Annotated in this window: 16 protein-coding genes; 11 read left to right on the forward strand and 5 right to left on the reverse strand. The window is 58.4% G+C overall.

Annotated elements, in window-relative coordinates:
• Positions 1 to 11: 11 nt before the first annotated feature.
• The 7 genes from flgG to fliD all read left to right on the forward strand — a co-directional run bounded on the left by flgG (position 12) and on the right by fliD (position 8,092).
• A complete protein-coding gene (gene flgG, locus ACHEXK_RS08160) occupies positions 12 to 797 on the forward strand; it encodes a flagellar basal-body rod protein FlgG (RefSeq protein ID WP_416545081.1) in 786 nt (261 codons plus the stop codon).
• A gap of 7 nt (positions 798 to 804) precedes the next feature.
• Positions 805 to 1,536 (forward strand): flagellar basal body L-ring protein FlgH, encoded by a 732-nt coding sequence (locus ACHEXK_RS08165; protein WP_416545083.1) that lies wholly within the window; start codon positions 805 to 807, stop codon positions 1,534 to 1,536.
• A gap of 24 nt (positions 1,537 to 1,560) precedes the next feature.
• Positions 1,561 to 2,685, forward strand: coding sequence for a flagellar basal body P-ring protein FlgI (locus tag ACHEXK_RS08170; protein ID WP_416545085.1), 1,125 nt, complete (start codon positions 1,561 to 1,563; stop codon positions 2,683 to 2,685).
• Between the two features lie 10 nt (positions 2,686 to 2,695).
• Complete coding sequence (locus tag ACHEXK_RS08175; RefSeq protein ID WP_416545087.1) at positions 2,696 to 3,178, forward strand: rod-binding protein; 483 nt, start codon at positions 2,696 to 2,698, stop codon at positions 3,176 to 3,178.
• Entirely contained in the window at positions 3,175 to 5,658 is a 2,484-nt protein-coding gene (gene flgK / locus ACHEXK_RS08180) for a flagellar hook-associated protein FlgK (protein WP_416545089.1), read from the forward strand. The genes ACHEXK_RS08175 and flgK overlap by 4 nt, the downstream gene beginning before the upstream one ends.
• A gap of 11 nt (positions 5,659 to 5,669) precedes the next feature.
• On the forward strand, positions 5,670 to 6,584 hold the full coding sequence (gene flgL, locus ACHEXK_RS08185) for a flagellar hook-associated protein FlgL (protein WP_416545091.1): 915 nt from the start codon (positions 5,670 to 5,672) through the stop codon (positions 6,582 to 6,584).
• Between the two features lie 89 nt (positions 6,585 to 6,673).
• A complete protein-coding gene (gene fliD / locus ACHEXK_RS08190; protein WP_416545093.1) occupies positions 6,674 to 8,092 on the forward strand; it encodes a flagellar filament capping protein FliD in 1,419 nt (472 codons plus the stop codon).
• A 39-nt stretch (positions 8,093 to 8,131) separates the two neighbouring features.
• Here fliD and ACHEXK_RS08195 read toward each other — a convergent pair whose 3' ends face one another.
• Genes ACHEXK_RS08195 through ACHEXK_RS08205 form a run of 3 tightly spaced genes read right to left on the reverse strand, consistent with a single transcriptional unit; the run spans position 8,132 to position 9,841 of the window.
• Positions 8,132 to 8,992 (reverse strand): hypothetical protein, encoded by an 861-nt coding sequence (locus ACHEXK_RS08195; RefSeq protein WP_416545095.1) that lies wholly within the window; start codon positions 8,990 to 8,992, stop codon positions 8,132 to 8,134.
• A gap of 1 nt (position 8,993) precedes the next feature.
• Positions 8,994 to 9,344, reverse strand: coding sequence for a cyclic nucleotide-binding domain-containing protein (locus tag ACHEXK_RS08200; protein ID WP_416545097.1), 351 nt, complete (start codon positions 9,342 to 9,344; stop codon positions 8,994 to 8,996).
• Positions 9,341 to 9,841, reverse strand: coding sequence for a Crp/Fnr family transcriptional regulator (locus ACHEXK_RS08205; RefSeq protein WP_416545099.1), 501 nt, complete (start codon positions 9,839 to 9,841; stop codon positions 9,341 to 9,343). The genes ACHEXK_RS08200 and ACHEXK_RS08205 overlap by 4 nt, the downstream gene beginning before the upstream one ends.
• A gap of 246 nt (positions 9,842 to 10,087) precedes the next feature.
• Between ACHEXK_RS08205 and ACHEXK_RS08210 the strand changes: the two genes are divergently transcribed.
• On the forward strand, positions 10,088 to 12,031 hold the full coding sequence (locus ACHEXK_RS08210; RefSeq protein ID WP_416545101.1) for a HAMP domain-containing methyl-accepting chemotaxis protein: 1,944 nt from the start codon (positions 10,088 to 10,090) through the stop codon (positions 12,029 to 12,031).
• Positions 12,032 to 12,357: 326 nt separating this feature from the next.
• Complete coding sequence (locus ACHEXK_RS08215; RefSeq protein ID WP_416545103.1) at positions 12,358 to 14,205, forward strand: methyl-accepting chemotaxis protein; 1,848 nt, start codon at positions 12,358 to 12,360, stop codon at positions 14,203 to 14,205.
• Positions 14,206 to 14,311: 106 nt separating this feature from the next.
• Here ACHEXK_RS08215 and ACHEXK_RS08220 read toward each other — a convergent pair whose 3' ends face one another.
• Together ACHEXK_RS08220 and ACHEXK_RS08225 are read right to left on the reverse strand one after the other, a co-directional pair.
• Positions 14,312 to 14,701, reverse strand: coding sequence for a response regulator (locus ACHEXK_RS08220; RefSeq protein ID WP_416545105.1), 390 nt, complete (start codon positions 14,699 to 14,701; stop codon positions 14,312 to 14,314).
• A gap of 26 nt (positions 14,702 to 14,727) precedes the next feature.
• On the reverse strand, positions 14,728 to 17,982 hold the full coding sequence (locus tag ACHEXK_RS08225; protein ID WP_416545107.1) for an ATP-binding protein: 3,255 nt from the start codon (positions 17,980 to 17,982) through the stop codon (positions 14,728 to 14,730).
• A 157-nt stretch (positions 17,983 to 18,139) separates the two neighbouring features.
• Between ACHEXK_RS08225 and ACHEXK_RS08230 the strand changes: the two genes are divergently transcribed.
• Together ACHEXK_RS08230 and ACHEXK_RS08235 are read left to right on the forward strand one after the other, a co-directional pair.
• Positions 18,140 to 18,514, forward strand: coding sequence for a response regulator transcription factor (locus tag ACHEXK_RS08230; protein ID WP_416545109.1), 375 nt, complete (start codon positions 18,140 to 18,142; stop codon positions 18,512 to 18,514).
• Positions 18,515 to 18,522: 8 nt separating this feature from the next.
• The gene (locus tag ACHEXK_RS08235; protein ID WP_416545111.1) at positions 18,523 to 19,686 is read left to right on the forward strand and encodes an adenylate/guanylate cyclase domain-containing protein; all 1,164 of its coding nucleotides are present in this window, start codon (positions 18,523 to 18,525) and stop codon (positions 19,684 to 19,686) included.
• The last annotated feature ends 41 nt before the right edge of the window (positions 19,687 to 19,727 follow it).

A 19,727-nucleotide genomic window follows, 5' to 3' on the forward strand; every position in this document is an offset into this window, starting at 1 on the left:
AGGAGCCCCCCATGGATGCATCAATGTGGATTGCCAAAACCGGCCTGGACGCGCAACAAACGCGCATGTCGGTCATCTCCAACAACTTGGCCAACGTCAACACGACGGGTTTCAAGCGCGACCGTGCTTCTTTCGAAGACATGCTCTACCAAAACCTGCGCCAGCCTGGCGCTCAGGTGGGTGCCGACGCACAAGCCCCCACGGGCCTGATGCTGGGCACCGGTGTGCGCATCGTCTCCACCGAAAAAACCCACACCCAAGGCAGTTTGGTCAGCACCAAAAACGCCCTGGACGTGGCCGTGCAAGGCGACGGTTTTTTCCAGATTGCCCAGTCCGACGGCACCGTGGCCTACAGCCGTGATGGCTCCTTCAAATTGTCTTCGACCGGCCAATTGGTCACGGCCAACGGCTCACCTTTGCAACCGGCCATCACCATCCCGCCCAACGTGGCCAGCATCACCATTGGCCAAGACGGCACCGTGTCGGTCGAGGCCGCAGGCGGTGGCGGCAGCCAGGTGATTGGTCAAATCCAGACCGCCCGCTTTGCCAACCCCGCCGGTCTGCAATCCATCGGGCAAAACCTGATGAAAGAAACCACCGCCAGCGGTGCGCCACAGGTGGGCCAACCCGGCTTGGCGGGCGCCGGTCAATTGATGCAAGGTGCCCTGGAGGCATCCAACGTCAATGTGGTTGAAGAGATGGTCAACATGATCGAAACCCAGCGTGCCTACGAAATCAACTCCAAAGCCATCTCTGCCGTGGACGGCATGCTGCGCTTCTTGAACAACAACATGTAAGTCCACCATGAAACGCACCCTCATCTGCCCATTGGCCCTCACCCTGGTACTCGGTTTGGCGGGCTGCGCCACCCAACCCACGCCCATGGCCCACACCCCCCAATTCGCGCCCGTCTTGCCCGTGGCCGTCGACAAACCACGCTTGGCCACAGGGGCCATCTACAACGGTCGTCAAAGCGACAACTGGTTTGGCCGCGTGCGTGCTTACAACGTCGGCGACGTGATCACCGTCTTGCTCAATGAATCCACCCAAGCCGGTCGCACGCAAAGTGGCAGCGTCAAACGGGCGGCCAAGAACGACGTCATTCCCACCGCTGCGGCTGCACCGGGTGGTTTGAACGCCAAATTGCAAAACATGGGTTTGCCCAAAATCTTGGGCGCCAACGCACAGGGCATTTTCAATGGTGTGGACTTGAGCAAAGCCAACATTGAGAGCGTGGGCGGCGGTGAAGCCGACCAAAAAGCCAGCCTGATTGGCGACGTCTCGGTGACCGTGTCCGAGGTCTTGGCCAACGGCAACTTGATGGTGCGTGGCGAAAAACAACTGGCCTTGACCGAAGGGGCCGAAATCATCCAAGTCAGCGGCATCATCCGCCCCGAAGACATTTCGCCCAACAACACGGTGCAATCGCGCCGCTTGGCCAATGCCCAAATCGCCTACCGCGGCACGGGCGACATGGCCAATGCAGCCCGCGCCGGCTGGGGCACCAACGCCCTCATGAAGTTCTGGCCTTTCTAAAGCCAAACCACGCTGGAAATACCCATGAAATCCGCCCTTTTCTCTCTCATCGTCTTGCTCAGCCTGTCCGGCTCTGCGTGGGCTGACCGGGTCAAAGACCTGGCATCGGTGGCCGCAGGCCGCACCAACCAACTCATTGGCTACGGTCTGGTGGTGGGTTTGCAAGGCACGGGCGACGGTGCCGATGTCTCGTTCACCGCCCAAAGCATGAAAGCCATGCTGGCGCGCTTGGGCGTGGGCATTGATGGGCCCTTGTCAGACTTTGAACAAAACGCCTCCAGCGGCAAAATCGACATCAAAAACGTGGCGGCCGTGATGGTGACGGCCGAGCTGCCCGGTTTTGCCAAACCTGGGCAAAAAATTGACATCAACATCTCGGCCATCGGCAAAGCCAGCAGCCTGCGCGGCGGCAGCTTGCTGTTGACGAGCTTGCGCGGTGTAGACGGTGAGATCTACGGTCTGGCCCAAGGGGCACTGACCGCCACCGGCGTCGAGACCAGTGCAGCCGGCTCCAAAGTCAGCATCGGTGTCCCCACCGCTGCGCGCATCCCTGGCGGTGCCACGGTCGAGCGCATGGTCGAGACGCCTTTTGAAAAATCCGACCATGTCGTCATGAATGTGCGCGAGTCGGACTTCACCACCACCACCGCCATCGTCAACGCCATCAACAAAAACTTTGGCAACGGCACAGCGCAAGCCCTGGACGGCATGTCTTTTGCGGTCAAAGCCCCCAGCGACATGTCCCAGCGCGTGGCCTTTTTGAGCATGGTGGAGAACTTGGACGTGGTGCCAGGCGAGCCGCCTGCGCGTGTGGTCGTCAACTCCCGCACAGGCACTGTGGTGATCAGCCGCAATGTGCGCATCACCGCTGCCGCTGTCGCACACGGCACCATTTCGGTGGCGATCGCCGCCACCAACGAAGTGTCGCAGCCCAACGCCTTCTCCAATGGGCAAACCACCCCCGTACAAAACGCCGACATCTCGGTGTCCGAGCCCAAGAACCCCATGTTCCTGTTCCAACCCGGCGTGGACTTGCGCCAAGTGGTCGATGCCGTCAACCAAGTGGGGGCAACGCCTTCGGCCCTGATCGCCATCTTGGAAGCCCTCAAAAGCACCGGCAGTTTGCGCGCCGAGTTGATCGTGATCTAAAGAGCTTGTCATGAACGACCTGTCCACCAGCAACGCCAGCACCTACCTGGACTTCAACGCCCTCACGCGGCTGAAGGGTGAGGCTGCACAGGACCCGTCCAAGGCCATCCGCAAAACATCCGAGCAGTTTGAGGCTTACTTCATTCAGCAGATGATGAAGACCATGCGCGAGTCGATCGAGAAAAGTGATCTGGTCGAGGGCGGCAACATGGACACCTACCAAGACCTGATGGACAAAGAAATGTCCCTCGAAATGGTCAAGCGCGGTGGCATGGGCGTGGCCAACATGATGGAAAAGCAAATGCTGCGGGCCCAAGAACTCAGCACCCAAGACGCCCTGCGTCTGCATGCACCCAAGACCGAAGCACAGGCTCTGCCACTCCACCCTGCACGACAAGCCCTGCCGCTCAACCCGGAGGTGGTCAAAGGCTACCAACTCGAGCGCTTCAATGGCTTCAAGCTCGAGCAGCTCACACCAGGGGCTAAACCATGAGTGACTTGCTCAGCATCGGCAGCTCCGGCGTCACCGCTTACCAGCGCGCCTTGGCGACGGTGTCCAACAACATCGCCAACGTCAACACCGACGGCTATACCCGTCAAGACGTGTCCTTGAGCGCCAACCAGCCGCGCCAAATGGGTGCCGGCTACTTGGGCACAGGCGCTCGCTTTGACGCGGTTCAGCGCCAGTACGACGCCTTCGTCGAGTCCAACCTGCGCAACAGCAACAGCGACTTGGAGAGCCAAAAACCCTTGCTGTCTTACGTCAACCGCCTGATCGACGTGATGGGCGACGAGAGCATTGGCCTGACCACCGCCATGAACCGTTTTTTCGAGGCCTCCAGGGACTTGTCCAGCGACCCCGCTTCGGTGGTCACGCGCAGCACTTTTTTGCGCGATGCCGAGGGGCTGGCGTCACGCTTTCAGCAACTCGCGGGGCAGTTTGAACTGCTGGACAACGAAACACGCCAATCGGTGGACACCGATGTGGGCCAGATCAACTCGATCACCCAGCAACTGGGCTTGCTCAACAAACAAATGGCCAAGCACAGCAGCACCGACAAGCAACCGTCTGAACTGCTCGACCAACGTGACCGCTTGCTGCGCGAGCTGTCCGGCTTGATTGCAGTGAAAACCAAATTCGAACCCAATGGTGCGGTGTTGGTCAGTGTGGGCGACACCCTGGATCAAGGCATTTTGGTGCAGCAAACCACGGCCCGTGCCATCACGGTGTCGCAATCGGGCATCGACAAAAACAAACTCGAATTCGCCATCGATGCCTACGCCTCGCCAGAGACCATTCCCAGCATCAGCAGCGGCAAAATCGGCGGGGTCATGACTTTTCGCGAGCAAGTGCTCAACCCCGCCTTCAATTCGCTGAACGACCTGGCTGAGGTCATGACCCGCGAGATCAATGCCATCCACCGCGAAGGCATTGACGCTGAAGGTCAATTGGGCGGTGACTTGTTCGCCTTCAGCGCCGACAAGCCCTTGCAAGCGGCCGGCATGGCCATGATCGTCAAGGACGCCAACCGCGTGGCCGCAGCGGGCCAATTCCGTGTCATCGACAACCCGCTCAACAGCAGCACCGCGCAAGCCCGCGTGTCTTTCGCCGCGCCGCAGTTGACGGGTCCCACGTCCTTGCTCGGCGATCTGGCCTTGGGCCAAATTCCCCAAGTGGGCAGCGTCACGGTTTCCACCAGCCCCGCCCAGCCCTATGCCAGTTTGGGCGTGGTGCCCGTGGGCACCCAAGAGCTGTCGCTCACCTTGAAGAGCCCCAGTGCGGGTCAGTCCTTCCAAGTCATGACCCGTGATGGTCGGCATGTGCTGGGCACGGACTTGAGCGCTGACCAGCGGGCCTTGCTGTTCAAGCCCGACAACGGCCTGGAAGCCGGTGCGGTCTACAACAACGACTACCTGAACAAGACGGGCAACGCCCGATACTTGGACATGGACATCTTCATGGGGGCCAAGGCCGACGTGGGTTTGGTTCAGCAGTTCAACACGGCCACGCGCGAGGTGCAGCCGCCCCTCAAGACCGCAGCCGTCCTGACAGGTGACACCTTCGGCACCACCTCCGAGCCCATCCAGGCCGGGGCCATCACGCTCAACGGCGTTTCACTGCCACAGCTGAGCAACCCCTCGAGCTTGGGTGATGTGGTCACTTGGCTGAACAACGCCTCGGCCAACACCGGCGTCACGGCCTCCGCGGTCGATGGCCGACTGGTGTTGTCACGTCCAGCCACCAACACCACCGACGACATCCGTTTGGGCATGGGCAGCAACGGCAACCCGACCGACCTCAAGCGCCTGGGTTTTGACACCCGCATTTCCGTCAAGGGCACCAGCACCGATGATCTTTTGGTGTTTGTGACCGACAACAGTGGCGTTGCGCGCTCGGCCACGGTGAGTGCGCAGTTTGCCCACATCGAAGGCAATATGAAGCAAACCCTGCGGGCCTCGCCCATGCAAGTGACCTTCACATCCGACACCCACTACCAAATCGTCGACACCCGCACCAACACCCTGGTGGCCGAGCGCCAGCTGCAAGCCGACCCCACCACCAGCACCCCCCATTTGTCCTACAGGGGTTTGCGCCTGGAATTTTCGACCGCCCCCAAAGCGGGCGATGTGTTCAGCATCGATGGCAACAAAGACGGTATCGGCAACAACGAAACCATGCTGCGCTTGGTCGCACTGGAAGACGAAACCCTGATGCCGGGCGGCCTGACCATCACCGAGACCTACATCGAGCGCGTCAACCAAGTCGGCAGCGTCGCGCGCCAAGCGGCCATTGCCGAGCAAGCGCTCAGCGTGGTCTATCAGCAAGCCCAGGAAGCGCGCGATGGCATCTCGGGTGTGAGCCTGGACGAAGAAGCCTCTGCCTTGGTGCGTTTCCAGCAAGCCTACCAAGCCAACGCCAAGGTCATGCAAGTGGCCATGGCCTTGTTCGACTCTATCTTGCAAGTTCGCTGACCGGAGGCCCCATGAAAATTTCGACCTCATTTTTGTTTGACCGCGCCACCGAGCGCATGAGCAACATCCAAAACCGCCTGGCCACCACACAAGCGCAGATGGCCGAGTCCAAACAAATCCTCTCGCCCAGCGACGCGCCCGACCAAGCGGCCGCCATTCAGCGCCTCAAGGGGGAAGTGCAGCGGCAAGACAGCCACATGCGCACCCTGGATGTGGCCATGCGCCGCTTCACCGCCGAAGAAACCGCGCTGTCGGCGTCCAACGACATCCTCACACGCATGAAAGAGTTGGGCATTCAAGCCGCCAACGACACCTTGGCGCACGATGACCGACAAGGCATTGCGTCAGAACTCAAAGCCTTGCGCAACCAATTGCTCAGTTTGGGCAATACGCGCGACGACAGCGGCAACTATCTGTTTTCAGGCACACGGGTCAACACCCCGGCCTTTGCGCAAGATGCCAACGGACAAGTCATCTACCAGGGCGATCAAACGCAAACCCGAATTCCAGCAGGCGAGGAGCGCACCGTGCAATTCACCCGTGCGGGCACCGATGTGTTCAGCCGCGTGGTGCGCGAGAACGGTGACAACGTGGGCTTTTTCGACGCGCTTGACCACATGATCGCTGGCGTCGAGGGCAGCCAAACCGAAGACATCCGACAAGGCATCTCTGACCTGCAGCAAATGCACAACAACCTGAACCTGTCCCAGGTTCAAAACGGCTCGGATCAAACGGTGGTTCAGTCACAACTGGACGTGCTCGATGAGACCACTTTGCGCTTCAAATCGACCTTGTCTGAAATTGAGGACTTGGATTACACCGCCGCCGTGACCCGCATGAACAAAGAAATGATGGCTTTGGAGGCGGCCATGGGCAGTTTTTCCAAAATCTCCGGGCTCAGCCTGTTTGACTACATCCGAGGTTGATCATTTCGCACTGAGCTCATCTTTGGCCCCTTGGTGCCGATTCACTCAGCAAGACCTGAACCGTCACCCTCCTCACACCACCGCACCTTATGGCCACCACCAGCAACATTGTCAACTCTCTCGGCGCCGGCTCCGGCATTGACATCAAAGGCTTGGCGCAAAGTCTGGTGGATGCCGAAAAGACACCACAAAAAGAACGCATCGATGCCAAGATCAAGCAGTCTGAGGCCAAGATCACCGGTTATGGGGCGGTCAAATATGCCCTGTCAGAGCTGAAGACGGCTTTCGAAAAACTCAACGACGCGAGTGATTTCAGCTCCATCAAGCCCAGCAACACCCAGCCCAATGCCCTGTCCGTCACGGCCAGCTCCAGTGCAGAAGCGGGCAGTTACAGCATCGAAGTCTTGCAAACGGCACGGATGCAACGCACGGCCAGCAGCAACTTCGCCGACCGAGCCACTGCGCTGAACGTGATCAGCCCAGCAACGACGGGCACGGCTTTTTCGCTGAATTTGACGGTGGGGGGCGTGGACAAGGGCGACATCAGTGTCTCCAACCCCACGCCTGCCGGCATGGTCAGCGCGATCAATGGGGCCAAGTTGGGGGTCACGGCACAGCTCATCAACACGGGCAACAGCTTCAACGTGGTCATCACCGGTGAATCCGGGGCCGCCCAGTCTTTCAGTTTGACCAGCAAAGACAGCAACGGCGCAGCCGTTCCCGGTGTCAGCTTCACCAACCACCTCCAAACGGCCACCGACGCCAGCCTGAAAGTCAATGGCTTGACCGTCACGCGCAGCAGCAACACCGTCACCGACGTCATCGATGGTGTGACCCTGGACCTGTTTGCCACCTCCACTGGAGCGGCCCGCATTGACCTGAACCGCGACACCGTCGCCATCAAGGACAACATCAAAGGCTTGGTCACGGCCTACAACGATTTTGAGGCCTCGCTCAAAATTTTGGGTGACCGGGAGAGCAAAGTTGAAGAGTTCGGGGGCGCATTGGCAGGCGAAAGCCTGCTCCAAACGGTGCGCTCTCAAGTGCGGGCCATGATCACCGACACCTCCAGCACACCTGGCACCGAGATCAAAGCGGCCCGCAACGTGGGCCTGAGCATGGACCGCACGGGCAAACTCAGTCTGGACGAGGCCAAGCTGGACAAAGCGCTGCAAGACAATTTCAACGAAGTCTCCACCTTGTTCAGCGCGGGCACCAACAACCAAAGCATTTACAGCACAGCCCCGGGCGGCATCGCCGGTGATGCCATCCACAAAATCGAAAAAATGCTGCTCTCCACGGGCGCCATTGACACCAAAACCAAATTCAACACCACCAAGATTGAAGCCTACAAAAAGGATTTGGCGGTTTTGGAGGCGCGCATGGAAAAGCTGCTCAACCGCTACATGAGCCAGTTCAGCCTGATGGAAAGCATCGTGGGCAACAGCACCAGCACCCGAGAAGGGCTCAAGGGCACTTTTGAGGGCATGGCCAACGCCTACAAGTGATGCCCAGGGCGTTGCGCGCTGAACTGCGTGGGCCGGGTTTCAGTCAGGCTGGAGCAGCGCTTGCGCGATGCGCTTGACCTGCCGCTGCTTGACCGCGTCCACACCCAGATGACGGGCCGCCGGGCTGGAAAAGAGCGCTGCATGCTCCAAAAACAACAAACGGTTTTGCGGCAACAGCAGTTGGTCTGCCGCATCCGGTTGTTTGCTGGACCACTCCAAGGCCAAAGACTGTGTCAAGCCCAAGGCGGTCTGCGGCAAGGTGCTGGCCAAGATGTCGGCCTCTTGCACCAAAACAGCCAAACAGCGGGACTGGCGCAGGTCAAAGTTCTGCATGCGAACTTGCATGTGGCAGCCCTTGACCCGCACTGGGTCACTGGCCATGATGCAATCGGCCAGGGTTTGGCGCTCGGTCAAACCCAGCCCGGCTTGGCGCATCCAGGGTTGCAAATCCTGAACAGCCTGTGCTTCAAATTCACCGGGCTGCGCATTGGAGCCACCAGGGTGCAAAAAGTCGTGCCCCGCCATGATGGCCAAGGCCATGGCCGCGACACCCGGCTGGCGTGCCCCAGGCACCTTCAGCAAGGCCGATGTTTTGAGCAAGTAGCTCATGCACACCAGGGTGTCAGCGATGTGCAGACGGTTGTGATACGCCGGCTCCAACCCCAGCGCGAGGCGACGCACGCCGTCTTGCTCAACCTGCTCTGAGACCAAGCGGCCAAAAGCCAGCAAACTGCGGGCCACAGAACCTTTGCGGGGATGGCCCAAGCCCAACTGGGCCCAAGCGCGCTCAAACACCAAGGGCACCCCTGGCCAAGACTGTGGCCATGCCTGGCGCAAGTTGCGCAAAGCGGTGCTCACGTCGTGCAAGGTGGGCGTGGACATGACGGGGGTGCCGGCCATGTCAGACTTTCGTGCGCAAAGCGTTTTGCATGTTTTGCTGCAGCATCATGGCTTCAAAAACGGCCGTCAAAATGGGCGATGCTGTTTTGAGCAGACCCCGCAGACCTTCGGCCGTGATCTCCAGCAAGACCGTGCCATCACCCGCCAAAGCCGTGGCCCCGCGGATGCCACCCTGCAGCATCGCTTGCTCACCAAAGGAGTCGCCCTCGCGCAGGGTTGCAAAAACGGCTCCCGTGTTTTTATCGGCCATCCGAATGCTGCCGGACTGGATGAAATACAGCTTGTCGGCCGGTTCGCCGGCTTTGAAAAGAATTTGGCCCTCTTCGAGCCTGATTTCGTCAAATGAGCTCATGACAACAATGGCGGTGGGGAGGTCAACTGCAAGGTGCGCATGACGGTGGACTTGAGAATACCCTTCAATCCTGGCGGCATGTTTTTCACCAGTTTGGAAATCACATAGATGGGGAAGACCCGGACCTGCACATCGTCCACAGCGATGGCATCCATGTTGTAGGGCAAGCCCCCGACGCCTTCCGCCAAGCCGATCACGCTGCCGGGCCCCAAGCGGTAAATGTCCTCACCCTTGACCCCCAAAACGGCCCCTTTGATCACAAAATAAGCCGAACTGACAGGCTCTCCCTGGCGAGCAAACCGAGTTTTGGCGCGAATGAGGGAGGTGCTCAGCTCTGAAGAGCCCCATAAAGAAAAGTACAGGCGCTCGTTGGCATTGAGCTTGCCTGAATGGTAGAGCTGCAGGCTTTGCTCGGAGTAAGGGTCGCGGACACCCAAAGCGTGCAAATGCTCAATGTTCACGGAAAAGGAAGCTGCAACGAATTTGCTGGTGCTCATGTCATCCCCTTGGCCGATGGCAAACCAAGCATGTTGGACTCAATAATAAAGCCAACATTCTAGCTGAATATAAAGTAATTAACAAATTACAGCCCAGCCCTCAAGTCTTTAGTATTTATACCAATAAATGAAACAATAATCAAAATTTTGCAACCATGTTGGTTATGATGCACGCACGCCAAGCTGCGCGCGGTCTGAACGCACCTCCACGGTGCATTCACTTTCATCACTGTATCCAATCTGCTCATGAACCACTTCAGCGTCAACATTCGCCTCTTCCTTTTGGTCGGGCTTCTGTCCTTGGTGTCCATCATTGTGGGACTGACAGGGCTCAAGGGCATGTCGGAATCGGTCAACGGCTTGCGAACCGTGTACGAAGACCGGGTGGTGCCCTTGCGCGACCTCAAAGTCATCGCCGATTTGTATGCGGTGAACATCGTGGACATGGCGCACAAAGTTCGCAACGGCAACATCGAGTGGGAAGAGGCCCGCAAAAACCTCAAAGATGCGCGTCAAGGCATCACCAAAACTTGGACCGCCTACAAAGCCACCTTTTTGGTGGAGCAAGAAAAGAAACTGGTCGCCACCATCGAGCCCATGCTGGCCGAAGCGGAAACCAGCCTGAACCAGCTCCAAAGTATTCTGGAAGACGAAGACCGCAAAGCCATTGCACGCTTCACGATTGACACTTTGTACCCTGTGATTGACCCGATCAGCACCAAGTTTTCTGAACTGATCGAAGTCCAACTGGATGTCGCCAAATCGGAGTACACCCAGTCGCGTGACCAATACCAAAACTCTCAGCTCATCAGCATGGTGTTGTTGGTTGGCGGCACATTGGCCGGCATTTTGTTCGCCATGCGGATTGTGGGCTCGGTGGTCAACCCGCTGCGTCAAATGAAAGAAGCCGCCCAGAATGTGGCGCAAAATTTTGACTACAGCACACGCATTCAAGTGTCACAAAACGATGAAGTCGGCGCCACCGCACTCGCCTTCAATACTTTGCTGCAAGCCCAACAAACCGCCATAGCGCAAGTCAACCGAGTGGTTCAACATTTGGCCGATGGTGAGTTGAACCAGCGCATTGACGGTGATTTGCAGGGTGATTTGGGCCAGATGAAACGGGCCATCAACAACTCGCTCGACAGTGTCCAACAAACCATGGCCAGCTTCAATGGCTTGTCCAAGGCCCTCTTGCTTGGCCAGTTCGACCACAACCTCGACGCCAGCACCAGCCGCGGTGAATTTCGCGATAGCCTGGACCAAGCGGGCATGGCCTTGCAATCGCTGCACCACATGATCGGCAGTGTCGACTCGGTCATGGCTGCTGTGGCCGCAGGTGACTTGACCCAGCGGGTCAACCGCGAAGCCACGGGTGATTTGCAACGCCTCAAGAGCAACATCAACAGCTCCTTGGAGGCCCTCAGTCAAGCCCTCAGCGCCGTGCACAACAGCACCCGCCAGGTGGCTGCGGCTGCGAACCAAACCAGCACCGCCATTGGTCAGATTTCCGACGGTGCACAAAACCAGACCCATGCCATCAGCCAAGTCGCTCTGGCCATCCGCCACACCGCCGAGTCGGTCACCGATGTCTCGCGCAACACCGCCATCGCCAGCCAGAAGTCACGCGACTCCATGGCCATCATGCAGACCGGCATGGGCAAGATGACCCAGATGGTCCAAGTGGTGAACAACATTTCCGTGCACTCGGACAAGATCAACAAGATCACCGAAGTGATCGAAAAGATCGCCAACAAGACCAACTTGTTGTCTTTGAATGCCGCCATCGAAGCGGCCCGCGCCGGAGAACACGGCAAAGGCTTCTCTGTGGTGGCCGAAGAGGTGGGCAAACTCGCTGCCAGCAGCGCTGAAAGCTCGCAAGAAATTGCCCGCTTGGTGCAGCAAGCCGTGGCCGAAACGGCCCAGGCCGTGCAAGTGGTGCAAGAAGTCAGCCGTGACATGTCCATGATCGAGCAGGGCTCGCAAGAGACCGATCAAATGCTGCAGCGCATCTCCTCGGCTTTGGAGCAACAGTCGGCCGCTGTGGAAGAAATCAACTCCAACCTGGGCAGCTTGGACCGCATTGCCATCAGCAACGCCTCTGCTTCGGAAGAAATCACCGCCACGGTCATCGAGTTGTCCAAACTGGCCGAACAAACCCGTCAGGATCTGGGCCGCTTCAGCGTCTGATGCCCGCCCTGGAGCCCCCGATGTGGGGCTCCCCCCTGCACCCTTCCATGCTGTGAGCAGGGTCGTGAACTGCCCGCCCAAACGGACCCAAAACCGGTTACTTGATCAAACCAGTACAAACTCGGTTTTGACAACTTCCTTACAATCCTGACACCTTGTCCTCAGCCCAGGTCCTGTCTTGAACCCGCCATCCTCTTTGAGCAGATCGTCGCCAACCCTGGTTTGGCTTTTGCTCGGGTGCTGGCTGGTTTACAGCTTTGGCACCCTGGCTTGGTACCTGTTGAACGATCCCGCCTTCATGGCCAGCATTTGCAAAGTAACTTAATATGATTTCCAACACGGCTGAATCGGTTTCGGGTTTCGCAGACCGCATTCTCCAATCGCAACGTGCGGCGGCTGACCGCGTCATGCTCAGCATGATGGTTTTTTTGCTCGCGGTGTCCTTGGCGGTGGGCTGGGCCACCGACAGCCTGCAACTGGCCTTCTTGGTGGGTCTGCCTGCCTGCTTGGTCCCGGCGGCCATCTACCGCATGGCCCCCGGAACGCTGGCCTCGCGCTTGGCGATCGCCTGTGCCTTGATGGTGTTTTGTGCACTGACCATCCAGCAAACCCAAGGCATGATCGAAAGCCACTTTGGCATCTTCGCCTTGCTCGCTTTCCTGCTTTACTACCGCGACTGGCGCCCGATTGTGGCCGCAGCCGGTTTGATCGCAGTTCACCACGTGGGCTTTGGTTACTTGCAAGCCATGCATGCAGGCGGCATCACCCTGCTGCCCGGGCAAGTGCATCTGACGGTGATTGCCATCCATGCCGGTTATGTGGTGTTTGAAGCGGCTGTGTTGATTTTCATGGCCACGATTTTGAAACGCGAGGCCCTGGAATCGGCCCTGGTTGCCGAGTTGTCGGGGCAAATCAGCGAAGGTGATTTTTCCGCCCGTGGCCCTGCTGTGGACGGTGCCGAGTTTCCCTTGCTGCACAAAGTCTCGTTGATGCAAAAATCTTTGCAGTCCACATTGAAAGACATCATTGGCGTGATGACGGCTGTGGCGCAAGGTCACTTGGACCGCCGCGTCACCGTCGAGGCGCGTGGCGACTTGGGTGCTTTGAAAGAAAACATCAACCAAAGCATCCACGTTCAACAGGCTGTTTTCCAAGACATCACCCAAGTCATGCAAGGTGTGGCACAGGGCGATTTCGCGATGCGCGTGACCGCGGAGGCCAAGGGCGAGCTCAACACCCTCAAGCAAAACATCAACCAAAGCATGTCGGCACAGCAAACCGTCTTTCAAGACATTCGCCAAGTCATGGAGGGTTTGGCCCAGGGCAACTTGCAACGCCGCGTCAGTGCTCAGGCGCTGGGTGACTTGAACGAACTCAAGGACAACATCAACCAGTCCTTGGATGCGCTGCGCGAAGCCATGACGACCATCCACCTCAATGCCCGCCAAGTGGCAGCGGCCTCGGGTGAAGCTTCCAATGCCATCGGCCAAATTTCGGATGGGGCACGCCACCAGACCGACGCCATCAGCCAAGTCTCGATGGCAGTTCGGCAAACCGTGTCCTCTGTGACCGAGGTCTCCGAAAACACCGAAATCGCCAGCCAGAAATCCCGCCAGTCCTTCACTCTGGTGCGTGGCAGCATGGTCAAGATGGACGAAATGGTCAAAGTGGTCAACAACATCGCGGCCAACTCGGAAAAGATCAACAAAATCACCGAGGTGATTGAAAAGATCGCCAACAAAACCAATTTGCTGTCCTTGAACGCGGCCATCGAAGCGGCCCGTGCAGGCGAACATGGCAAAGGTTTTGCGGTGGTGGCCGATGAAGTGGGCAAATTGGCCCTCAACAGTGCAGAAAGCTCGCAAGAAATTGCCATGCTGGTCAAGCAAGCCGTGGAAGAGGCGCACAGCGCCGTCAAGGCGGTGATGGATGTGAGCCAAGACATGTCGGGCATCGAGCGCGAAACCCAAGCCACCGACCAGATGCTGCAACGCATTGCCTCGGCCCTGGTGCAGCAAAGCGCAGCGGTGGAGCAGATCAATGTGAACCTGAACAACCTGGACCAAATCGCGCGCAGCAACTCGGCAGCCTCCGAAGAAATTGCGGCCACGGTGGTGGAGTTGTCAAGGATCGCCGACGCCACACGCCGCGAAGTTCAGCGCTTCGAGACCTGAGCCGATGGGGCCGGGGCGACGAAGTTCCTGCCCACCCAAGGTGCCCAGCAGCCCTCCCCCCAAAAGGCCCTGAAGACAGGGCCTTTTTTTCGACCGGAGACTGGCCTCAGTGGCGCGAGGCGAGCAAGGTTTTGATTTGCGACATCAGATCCAAACCTTTGAACGGCTTGGACAAACTGGCATCGGCGCCTGGCACCTGGATGGTGTCGATGCCGTAGCGCGCCATGATGTTGCGCGTGCTGCCCGACACCACCAGCACCGGCACATCGGGCCGGACCTTGCGCAATTGCTCCACAAAGTCCACGCCATCCATCTTGGGCATGACCAAGTCGGTGATGACCAAATCGATCGCGGGGTTGGCCAAGCTCGCCATGGCCTCTTGCCCGTTGTTGGCGGTGATGACGGCATACCCACCCAACTCCAGCATTTCTTGGACACCTTCGCGCAGCAGCTCTTCATCGTCCACCAACAAAATGGTGGCTGTTTCGTGTGACATGTGGGATCTCGATGGTTGAAGGTGAATCAGGCCTGTGTACAGGGCAGGCTGATGGTGAAGGTGGTGCCTTGGCCTGGCGCAGAAACACAGTCAATGGTGCCCCCCATCTGGGTGATGATGCTGCGCACCATCGCCAAGCCCAAGCCCGTGCCCTTGCCCACTTCTTTGGTGGTGAAGAAGGGCTCAAAAATGCGCGACATGATTTCCGCCGGAATGCCATCCCCATTGTCCGAGACCGCAATCGACACATGGCTGGCGTCGGGTCGGCCCAGTTTGATGCCGATGAGGCCATCACGCCGGTCACCAATGGCGTGGCTGCCATTGACACACAGGTTCACAATCACTTGCTGCAAGGTGCCGCTTTGGCCACGCAAGATCACCCCGGAGGTCAATGCCTGGGCGTCCACCACGATGTCAATGCCCTTCAGGGTGGCTTGCAGCAAACCCTGCGTTTCCTCAATCACGGGCAACAACTCGAAGGGCACCAACACCTCTTCTTCGTCATGCACGCTGCCGTCTTCCTCCAGGCGCTTGCGCTCACGTCCCAGGGCATTGAGCTTGAGCACGATGTCGCGGGCACGCGTGGTGGCTTGCAAAATCGCTGACAGGTTTTTGGCGGCTTTGGTCTCGCTGCCCAATTTCATCTCCACCAGTTCGGCATGGTTTTGAATCACACCCAACAGGTTGTTGAAGTCGTGCGCCACACCGGCGGCCAACTGACCCAAGGCGTCCAGGCGCTGCGATTGCTCCACTTTTTGCACCATGCGCAGGTTTTCGGCTTCTTTTTCCTTGATCTCTCGCATGTCCTTGATGGTGACCACGGCGCCCGTGAGGCGGTTGTAAGGGTCCACCAAGGGCGATGCGGTCAAGACCACCGGCAGCAAAGTTTCTTGCTCGCGGTGCAGCACGGTCCAGTCGATGTTGTGCATGCGGCGGATCATGAAGGCACTCAAAGCATCCAAATCCGGAATCAACCACACCATCATCTCCTCGTTGCCCGCTGAGGCCTGTGGGACCAGTAAGGTGGGCAAACGCATGATGGGGGCATTGCCCGCACGCCAGGCCACTTCGATGACCAGCGGGTCGTGGCCTGCGTTTTCCACTTCGGTTTGGTCGCGCAAAGCCAACAATTCACGGCTGGTTTGTTCGGCCAGGAGCAAGGGCTCAGAGGTGGACTGCGGCGGCACCGTCAAGCCCAGCAAAGCGCAGGCGGTGGGCGTGGCCCACTTCAACCGTCCCATTCTGTTGGCGTAGAGCAAAGGAATGGGCAGCGACTGCACCAAGCCAGGGTCTTGCGCCAGATCCTGCACCAAGCGGCGCAGCAGCAAAGAAGTTTGCAAGGGCAACCAATACGCCAGGTCGTGGCCCTTTTGTTGGCCTGGCAGCAATTGGTGAACCGGTTGCAGGGTGGTGCTGGACTTGTCGCTGCCCAGCAGGTCCAGTGCCATCGGATTGGCACTGATGACGCGGCCCAAACGATCCAAACGCAGCACGCCGTCTTGCATCGCATCCATGCTCATTTCGAGCAGCTGGTGCTGGGCTCGAATTTCTTCGCCCTTGTTGACCAGACTGGAGACGTCGTGCAAGTTGATCACCGTCTGCTGGGGCATGCCTGAAGCGTCGGCCAAGAACGAGGAGCTGACCCGCACCGGGATGTGCGTGCCCGATCGGTTGCGCAGCTTGGCGATCATGGCTTCCTCGTCACCCGGTGTGAGCTTTTGCAGGGTGGTGGAATTGGCCACACCCCAAGGCAAATCGCGCTCACCCCGCACCAGCACCAAGGTCACACGCTCGCCCAAGAGGCGGTGGTTGATGAAGCTGATCTCCACCGCGTGGACCGGTGCGCCAGCGCGCCAGCGCATGGGCAAGGGTTGTCCCGAACCCGAACGGTAGTAAGTGTCATCGCTCGAGACCAAGGCCATCAGCTCTTGCAACTCGTCGGCGGGTGCATCGCTGAGCATGGGCCAAAACGGCAAGCCCTTGAGTTGATCGATGCCACAACCGAGCAACTGCGCCATCCGGTGGTTGGCGCGCAGCACCTGACCGTCCAAATCCAGCACCACGGCGCCAAGCAGGTTGTCGGTCAGCACCTCCCAATAAGCCTGGGCGTTTTCCACACCCAAGCGGGTGAGCATGTGACCGTAACCCTTGAAGATGGACAACAAACGCGTTTCGTCTTCCTCGAACAACAAACTGCTGGGCTGACCGATCAACAAATCGCGGTCAAAGCCCGTCAGCTTGAGCAAAGCGGGATTGCAGTCTTCGATGCGTCCGGCACGGTCCACCACCACCAAGCCACTGTGCATATTGCCCAAGATGTCATTGACGTAGGCCATCTGCTTTTTCAGGGCGACCTCGCTGTCTTGCAATTTGTGGTGGTGCTCTTGCAGCTCACGGGTCAGGTCATTGGCACGCGACAAAGAGGCCTGCAAGGTGTCGCGCGCACTGGCCGACTGCATCGCCACCGCAATGGCGGCGGAGACCGGCTCCATCAAGGCCTCCAACTGGGTTGGCAAGGCTTGAAAAGCGGTCATCAACAACACCCCACGAACCTGGTCCTCAATCACCAAGGGCACCAACACGACATCACCCGAACCGGTATGGCTCAGAGGCTGGAGCAAAGCGCCGGGGATTTCCGAGTTGCGCAAAATGGTTTTACTGGCGGCCAAAGCTTGCAAACTGGCATAAGCGCAGCTCAAGGCCTCCGGCAATGCCAGGTGCTGGCCGGTGGCGCCGCTTTGGCGGTGCAAGGTGCAATCGGCATGCAAACGGCGGGTGGAAGCTTCAGCATCCAACACATAGACCGCGCAAGCGCTCAAGCCCAAAAACCGCGTCAAGGTCTGGGACACTTTGTCCGACAAAGCTTTGGGCGTATGGTCATGGCGAACCGTGTCATGAATCAAGGCCAAACCCTGGTCGCGCCAAGAACGTTCCTCATGGTGGGTTTTGGCTTTTTGCAGGTTCTGCACCACCGTGGCCAAATCGCCCAAAACACCTGCCCCGCCCTCTGGCAAGGAGGCCTGAACTTGCCCCAATTCATCTTTCGCCAACAAATGGGTCACTTGGGCCAAGTGGGCGGGCGTTGCGCCCAAATGACGCAGGTCATTTCGCCACCACAACCAGGCCGCCAACAAAACCAGCCCACCCAAGGTGCCGGACACGACCCATTGAACCGTGCTACCCCCATTGAAACCCAGCAAAAGGGTCAACATGAGGCCCACCACACCCACCCCAATCAAATACATCCAAGCCTTGGGGGTCCATGCGCGAAACAGGTTCATAAAAAGCCGACCTCAAAATAAGAAAGGTACCCAAAAAGACAAAATTTAAAGAAATAATGTCTCATTGGTACGTGTTGGAAGTTATCATTTTAATTGAGAGATCCTCATTATTTACAATTTTATTGATAGAATCGTAAGCGATACGGAGATTATTTGAATGACCACGATTTTGCTTGTAGATGACGAAGATCTTTTGCGCGAGGGTGTGCGAGAAATTCTGGAATTCTCTGACTTCAGCGTCATCGAAGCGCGCGATGGCATGGAGGCCCTCGAGCTGTTTGCCGTGAACAACGTTGACTTGGTCATTTCGGACATCGTCATGCCCAATATGGACGGTGTGGACTTCGTTTCTCGATTGCGCGAGTCTTTCCCCGCCGTGCCGATCCTGACGATTTCAGGCGGCAGCCGTGTGGTGAGTGCGCGTTTTGGCCTGGACTCCGCCCTTCTCTCCGGAGCCAACGACAGCCTGACCAAGCCATTCACTGCGGTGCAATTGCTTGACAAAGTCAAAGCACTGCTCGCCGCCAACTGAGTTCCAGCATGGCAACGAGTGCAGGCCATTCCGTTCAGGGCTCAGACCACCGCAGCCACGCAGGTGATTTGGAGATTGCGCCCAGCGTCTCTTCTGATTTTGAAAAAGCCAAAGTGTTGCTGGTGGACGACAGCCGCCTGATCCGCATGGGTTTGCGCCGTTCTTTGGTCGAAATTGGCTTGACCGACATCACCGAGGCCGGTGACGGCCGAGAAGCCATCGAAACCCTGGTGCGCGAACCCTTCGATTTGATGCTGCTGGACATGGAAATGCCCGAAATGAACGGCATGGAGGTCTTGGCCGTTCTGCGTGACACCCCTCACCACCCTTGGCCGCCTGTGATTGTGATTTCAGGCGGCACCAGCCTGGAAGACGCCGTTCGCTGCATTGAGCTGGGCGCCGAAGATTACCTGTCCAAGCCCTTCAACCCGGTTTTGTTGCGTGCCCGGGTCAAAACCTCGGTGGAACGCAAGCGCTTGCGTGACCAAGATGCCATGCGCATGCGGCAATTGAAAAGGCAGCACGAGGCCCTGGCCTCCGAGCAGGCCAAAACAGAACAACTGCTGCTGAACATCTTGCCGCGCAAAATCGCGCAGCGTTTGAAATCGGGTGAAGAGCACATCGCCGATGCGTTCCCCAATGTGAGCGTGCTGTTTGCCGACATGGTGGGTTTCACCGCCATGTCCCGCACCATGACCGCGAGTGCCTTGGTGGAAGTGCTGGGCGATTTGTTCTCTCGGTTCGACTTGATCACCGAAAAACACGGCTTGGAGAAGATCAAAACCATCGGCGACTGCTACATGCTGGCCGGCGGTGTGCCCGACCCCATGGACGACCACGCCCATGCGGTGATCGATGCGGCCATTGAATTTTGCACGGCACTCGAAGAGATGCGCGAGCGCACCGGAGGCGCTTTGCGCATGCGCATTGGTGTGCACAGCGGCCCCATCGTGGCTGGCGTGATCGGTCTGCGCAAGTTCACCTATGACCTGTGGGGCGACACCGTCAACGTCGCCAGCCGCATGGAGTCCACCGGTGAGCCAGGGCGGATTCACGTGTCCGTCAATACCGCCAACTTGATCAAGAATGATTTCAAATTGGAGTCGCGTGGCTCCATCGAAGTCAAAAGCCTCGGTCAGGTTGAAACCTTTTTTGTCAACGGACGCAACTGAACTCAACTCCAGCGGACCGCACCAGTGCTTGTTTACAAACG

The sequence above is a fragment of the Limnohabitans sp. DCL3 genome (assembly GCF_048019295.1).
GTDB lineage: Bacteria > Pseudomonadota > Gammaproteobacteria > Burkholderiales > Burkholderiaceae_C > Limnohabitans_A.

Excerpts from the sequence above, each read along its gene's own strand:
- flgG (WP_416545081.1), top strand. The coding sequence starts at position 12 with ATGGATGCATCAATGTGGATTGCCAAAACCGGCCTGGACGCGCAACAA.
- ACHEXK_RS08165 (WP_416545083.1), top strand. The coding sequence starts at position 805 with ATGAAACGCACCCTCATCTGCCCATTGGCCCTCACCCTGGTACTCGGT.
- ACHEXK_RS08170 (WP_416545085.1), top strand. The coding sequence starts at position 1,561 with ATGAAATCCGCCCTTTTCTCTCTCATCGTCTTGCTCAGCCTGTCCGGC.
- ACHEXK_RS08175 (WP_416545087.1), top strand. The coding sequence starts at position 2,696 with ATGAACGACCTGTCCACCAGCAACGCCAGCACCTACCTGGACTTCAAC.
- flgK (WP_416545089.1), top strand. The coding sequence starts at position 3,175 with ATGAGTGACTTGCTCAGCATCGGCAGCTCCGGCGTCACCGCTTACCAG.
- flgL (WP_416545091.1), top strand. The coding sequence starts at position 5,670 with ATGAAAATTTCGACCTCATTTTTGTTTGACCGCGCCACCGAGCGCATG.
- fliD (WP_416545093.1), top strand. The coding sequence starts at position 6,674 with ATGGCCACCACCAGCAACATTGTCAACTCTCTCGGCGCCGGCTCCGGC.
- ACHEXK_RS08195 (WP_416545095.1), bottom strand. The coding sequence starts at position 8,992 with ATGGCCGGCACCCCCGTCATGTCCACGCCCACCTTGCACGACGTGAGC.
- ACHEXK_RS08200 (WP_416545097.1), bottom strand. The coding sequence starts at position 9,344 with ATGAGCTCATTTGACGAAATCAGGCTCGAAGAGGGCCAAATTCTTTTC.
- ACHEXK_RS08205 (WP_416545099.1), bottom strand. The coding sequence starts at position 9,841 with ATGAGCACCAGCAAATTCGTTGCAGCTTCCTTTTCCGTGAACATTGAG.
- ACHEXK_RS08210 (WP_416545101.1), top strand. The coding sequence starts at position 10,088 with ATGAACCACTTCAGCGTCAACATTCGCCTCTTCCTTTTGGTCGGGCTT.
- ACHEXK_RS08215 (WP_416545103.1), top strand. The coding sequence starts at position 12,358 with ATGATTTCCAACACGGCTGAATCGGTTTCGGGTTTCGCAGACCGCATT.
- ACHEXK_RS08220 (WP_416545105.1), bottom strand. The coding sequence starts at position 14,701 with ATGTCACACGAAACAGCCACCATTTTGTTGGTGGACGATGAAGAGCTG.
- ACHEXK_RS08225 (WP_416545107.1), bottom strand. The coding sequence starts at position 17,982 with ATGAACCTGTTTCGCGCATGGACCCCCAAGGCTTGGATGTATTTGATT.
- ACHEXK_RS08230 (WP_416545109.1), top strand. The coding sequence starts at position 18,140 with ATGACCACGATTTTGCTTGTAGATGACGAAGATCTTTTGCGCGAGGGT.
- ACHEXK_RS08235 (WP_416545111.1), top strand. The coding sequence starts at position 18,523 with ATGGCAACGAGTGCAGGCCATTCCGTTCAGGGCTCAGACCACCGCAGC.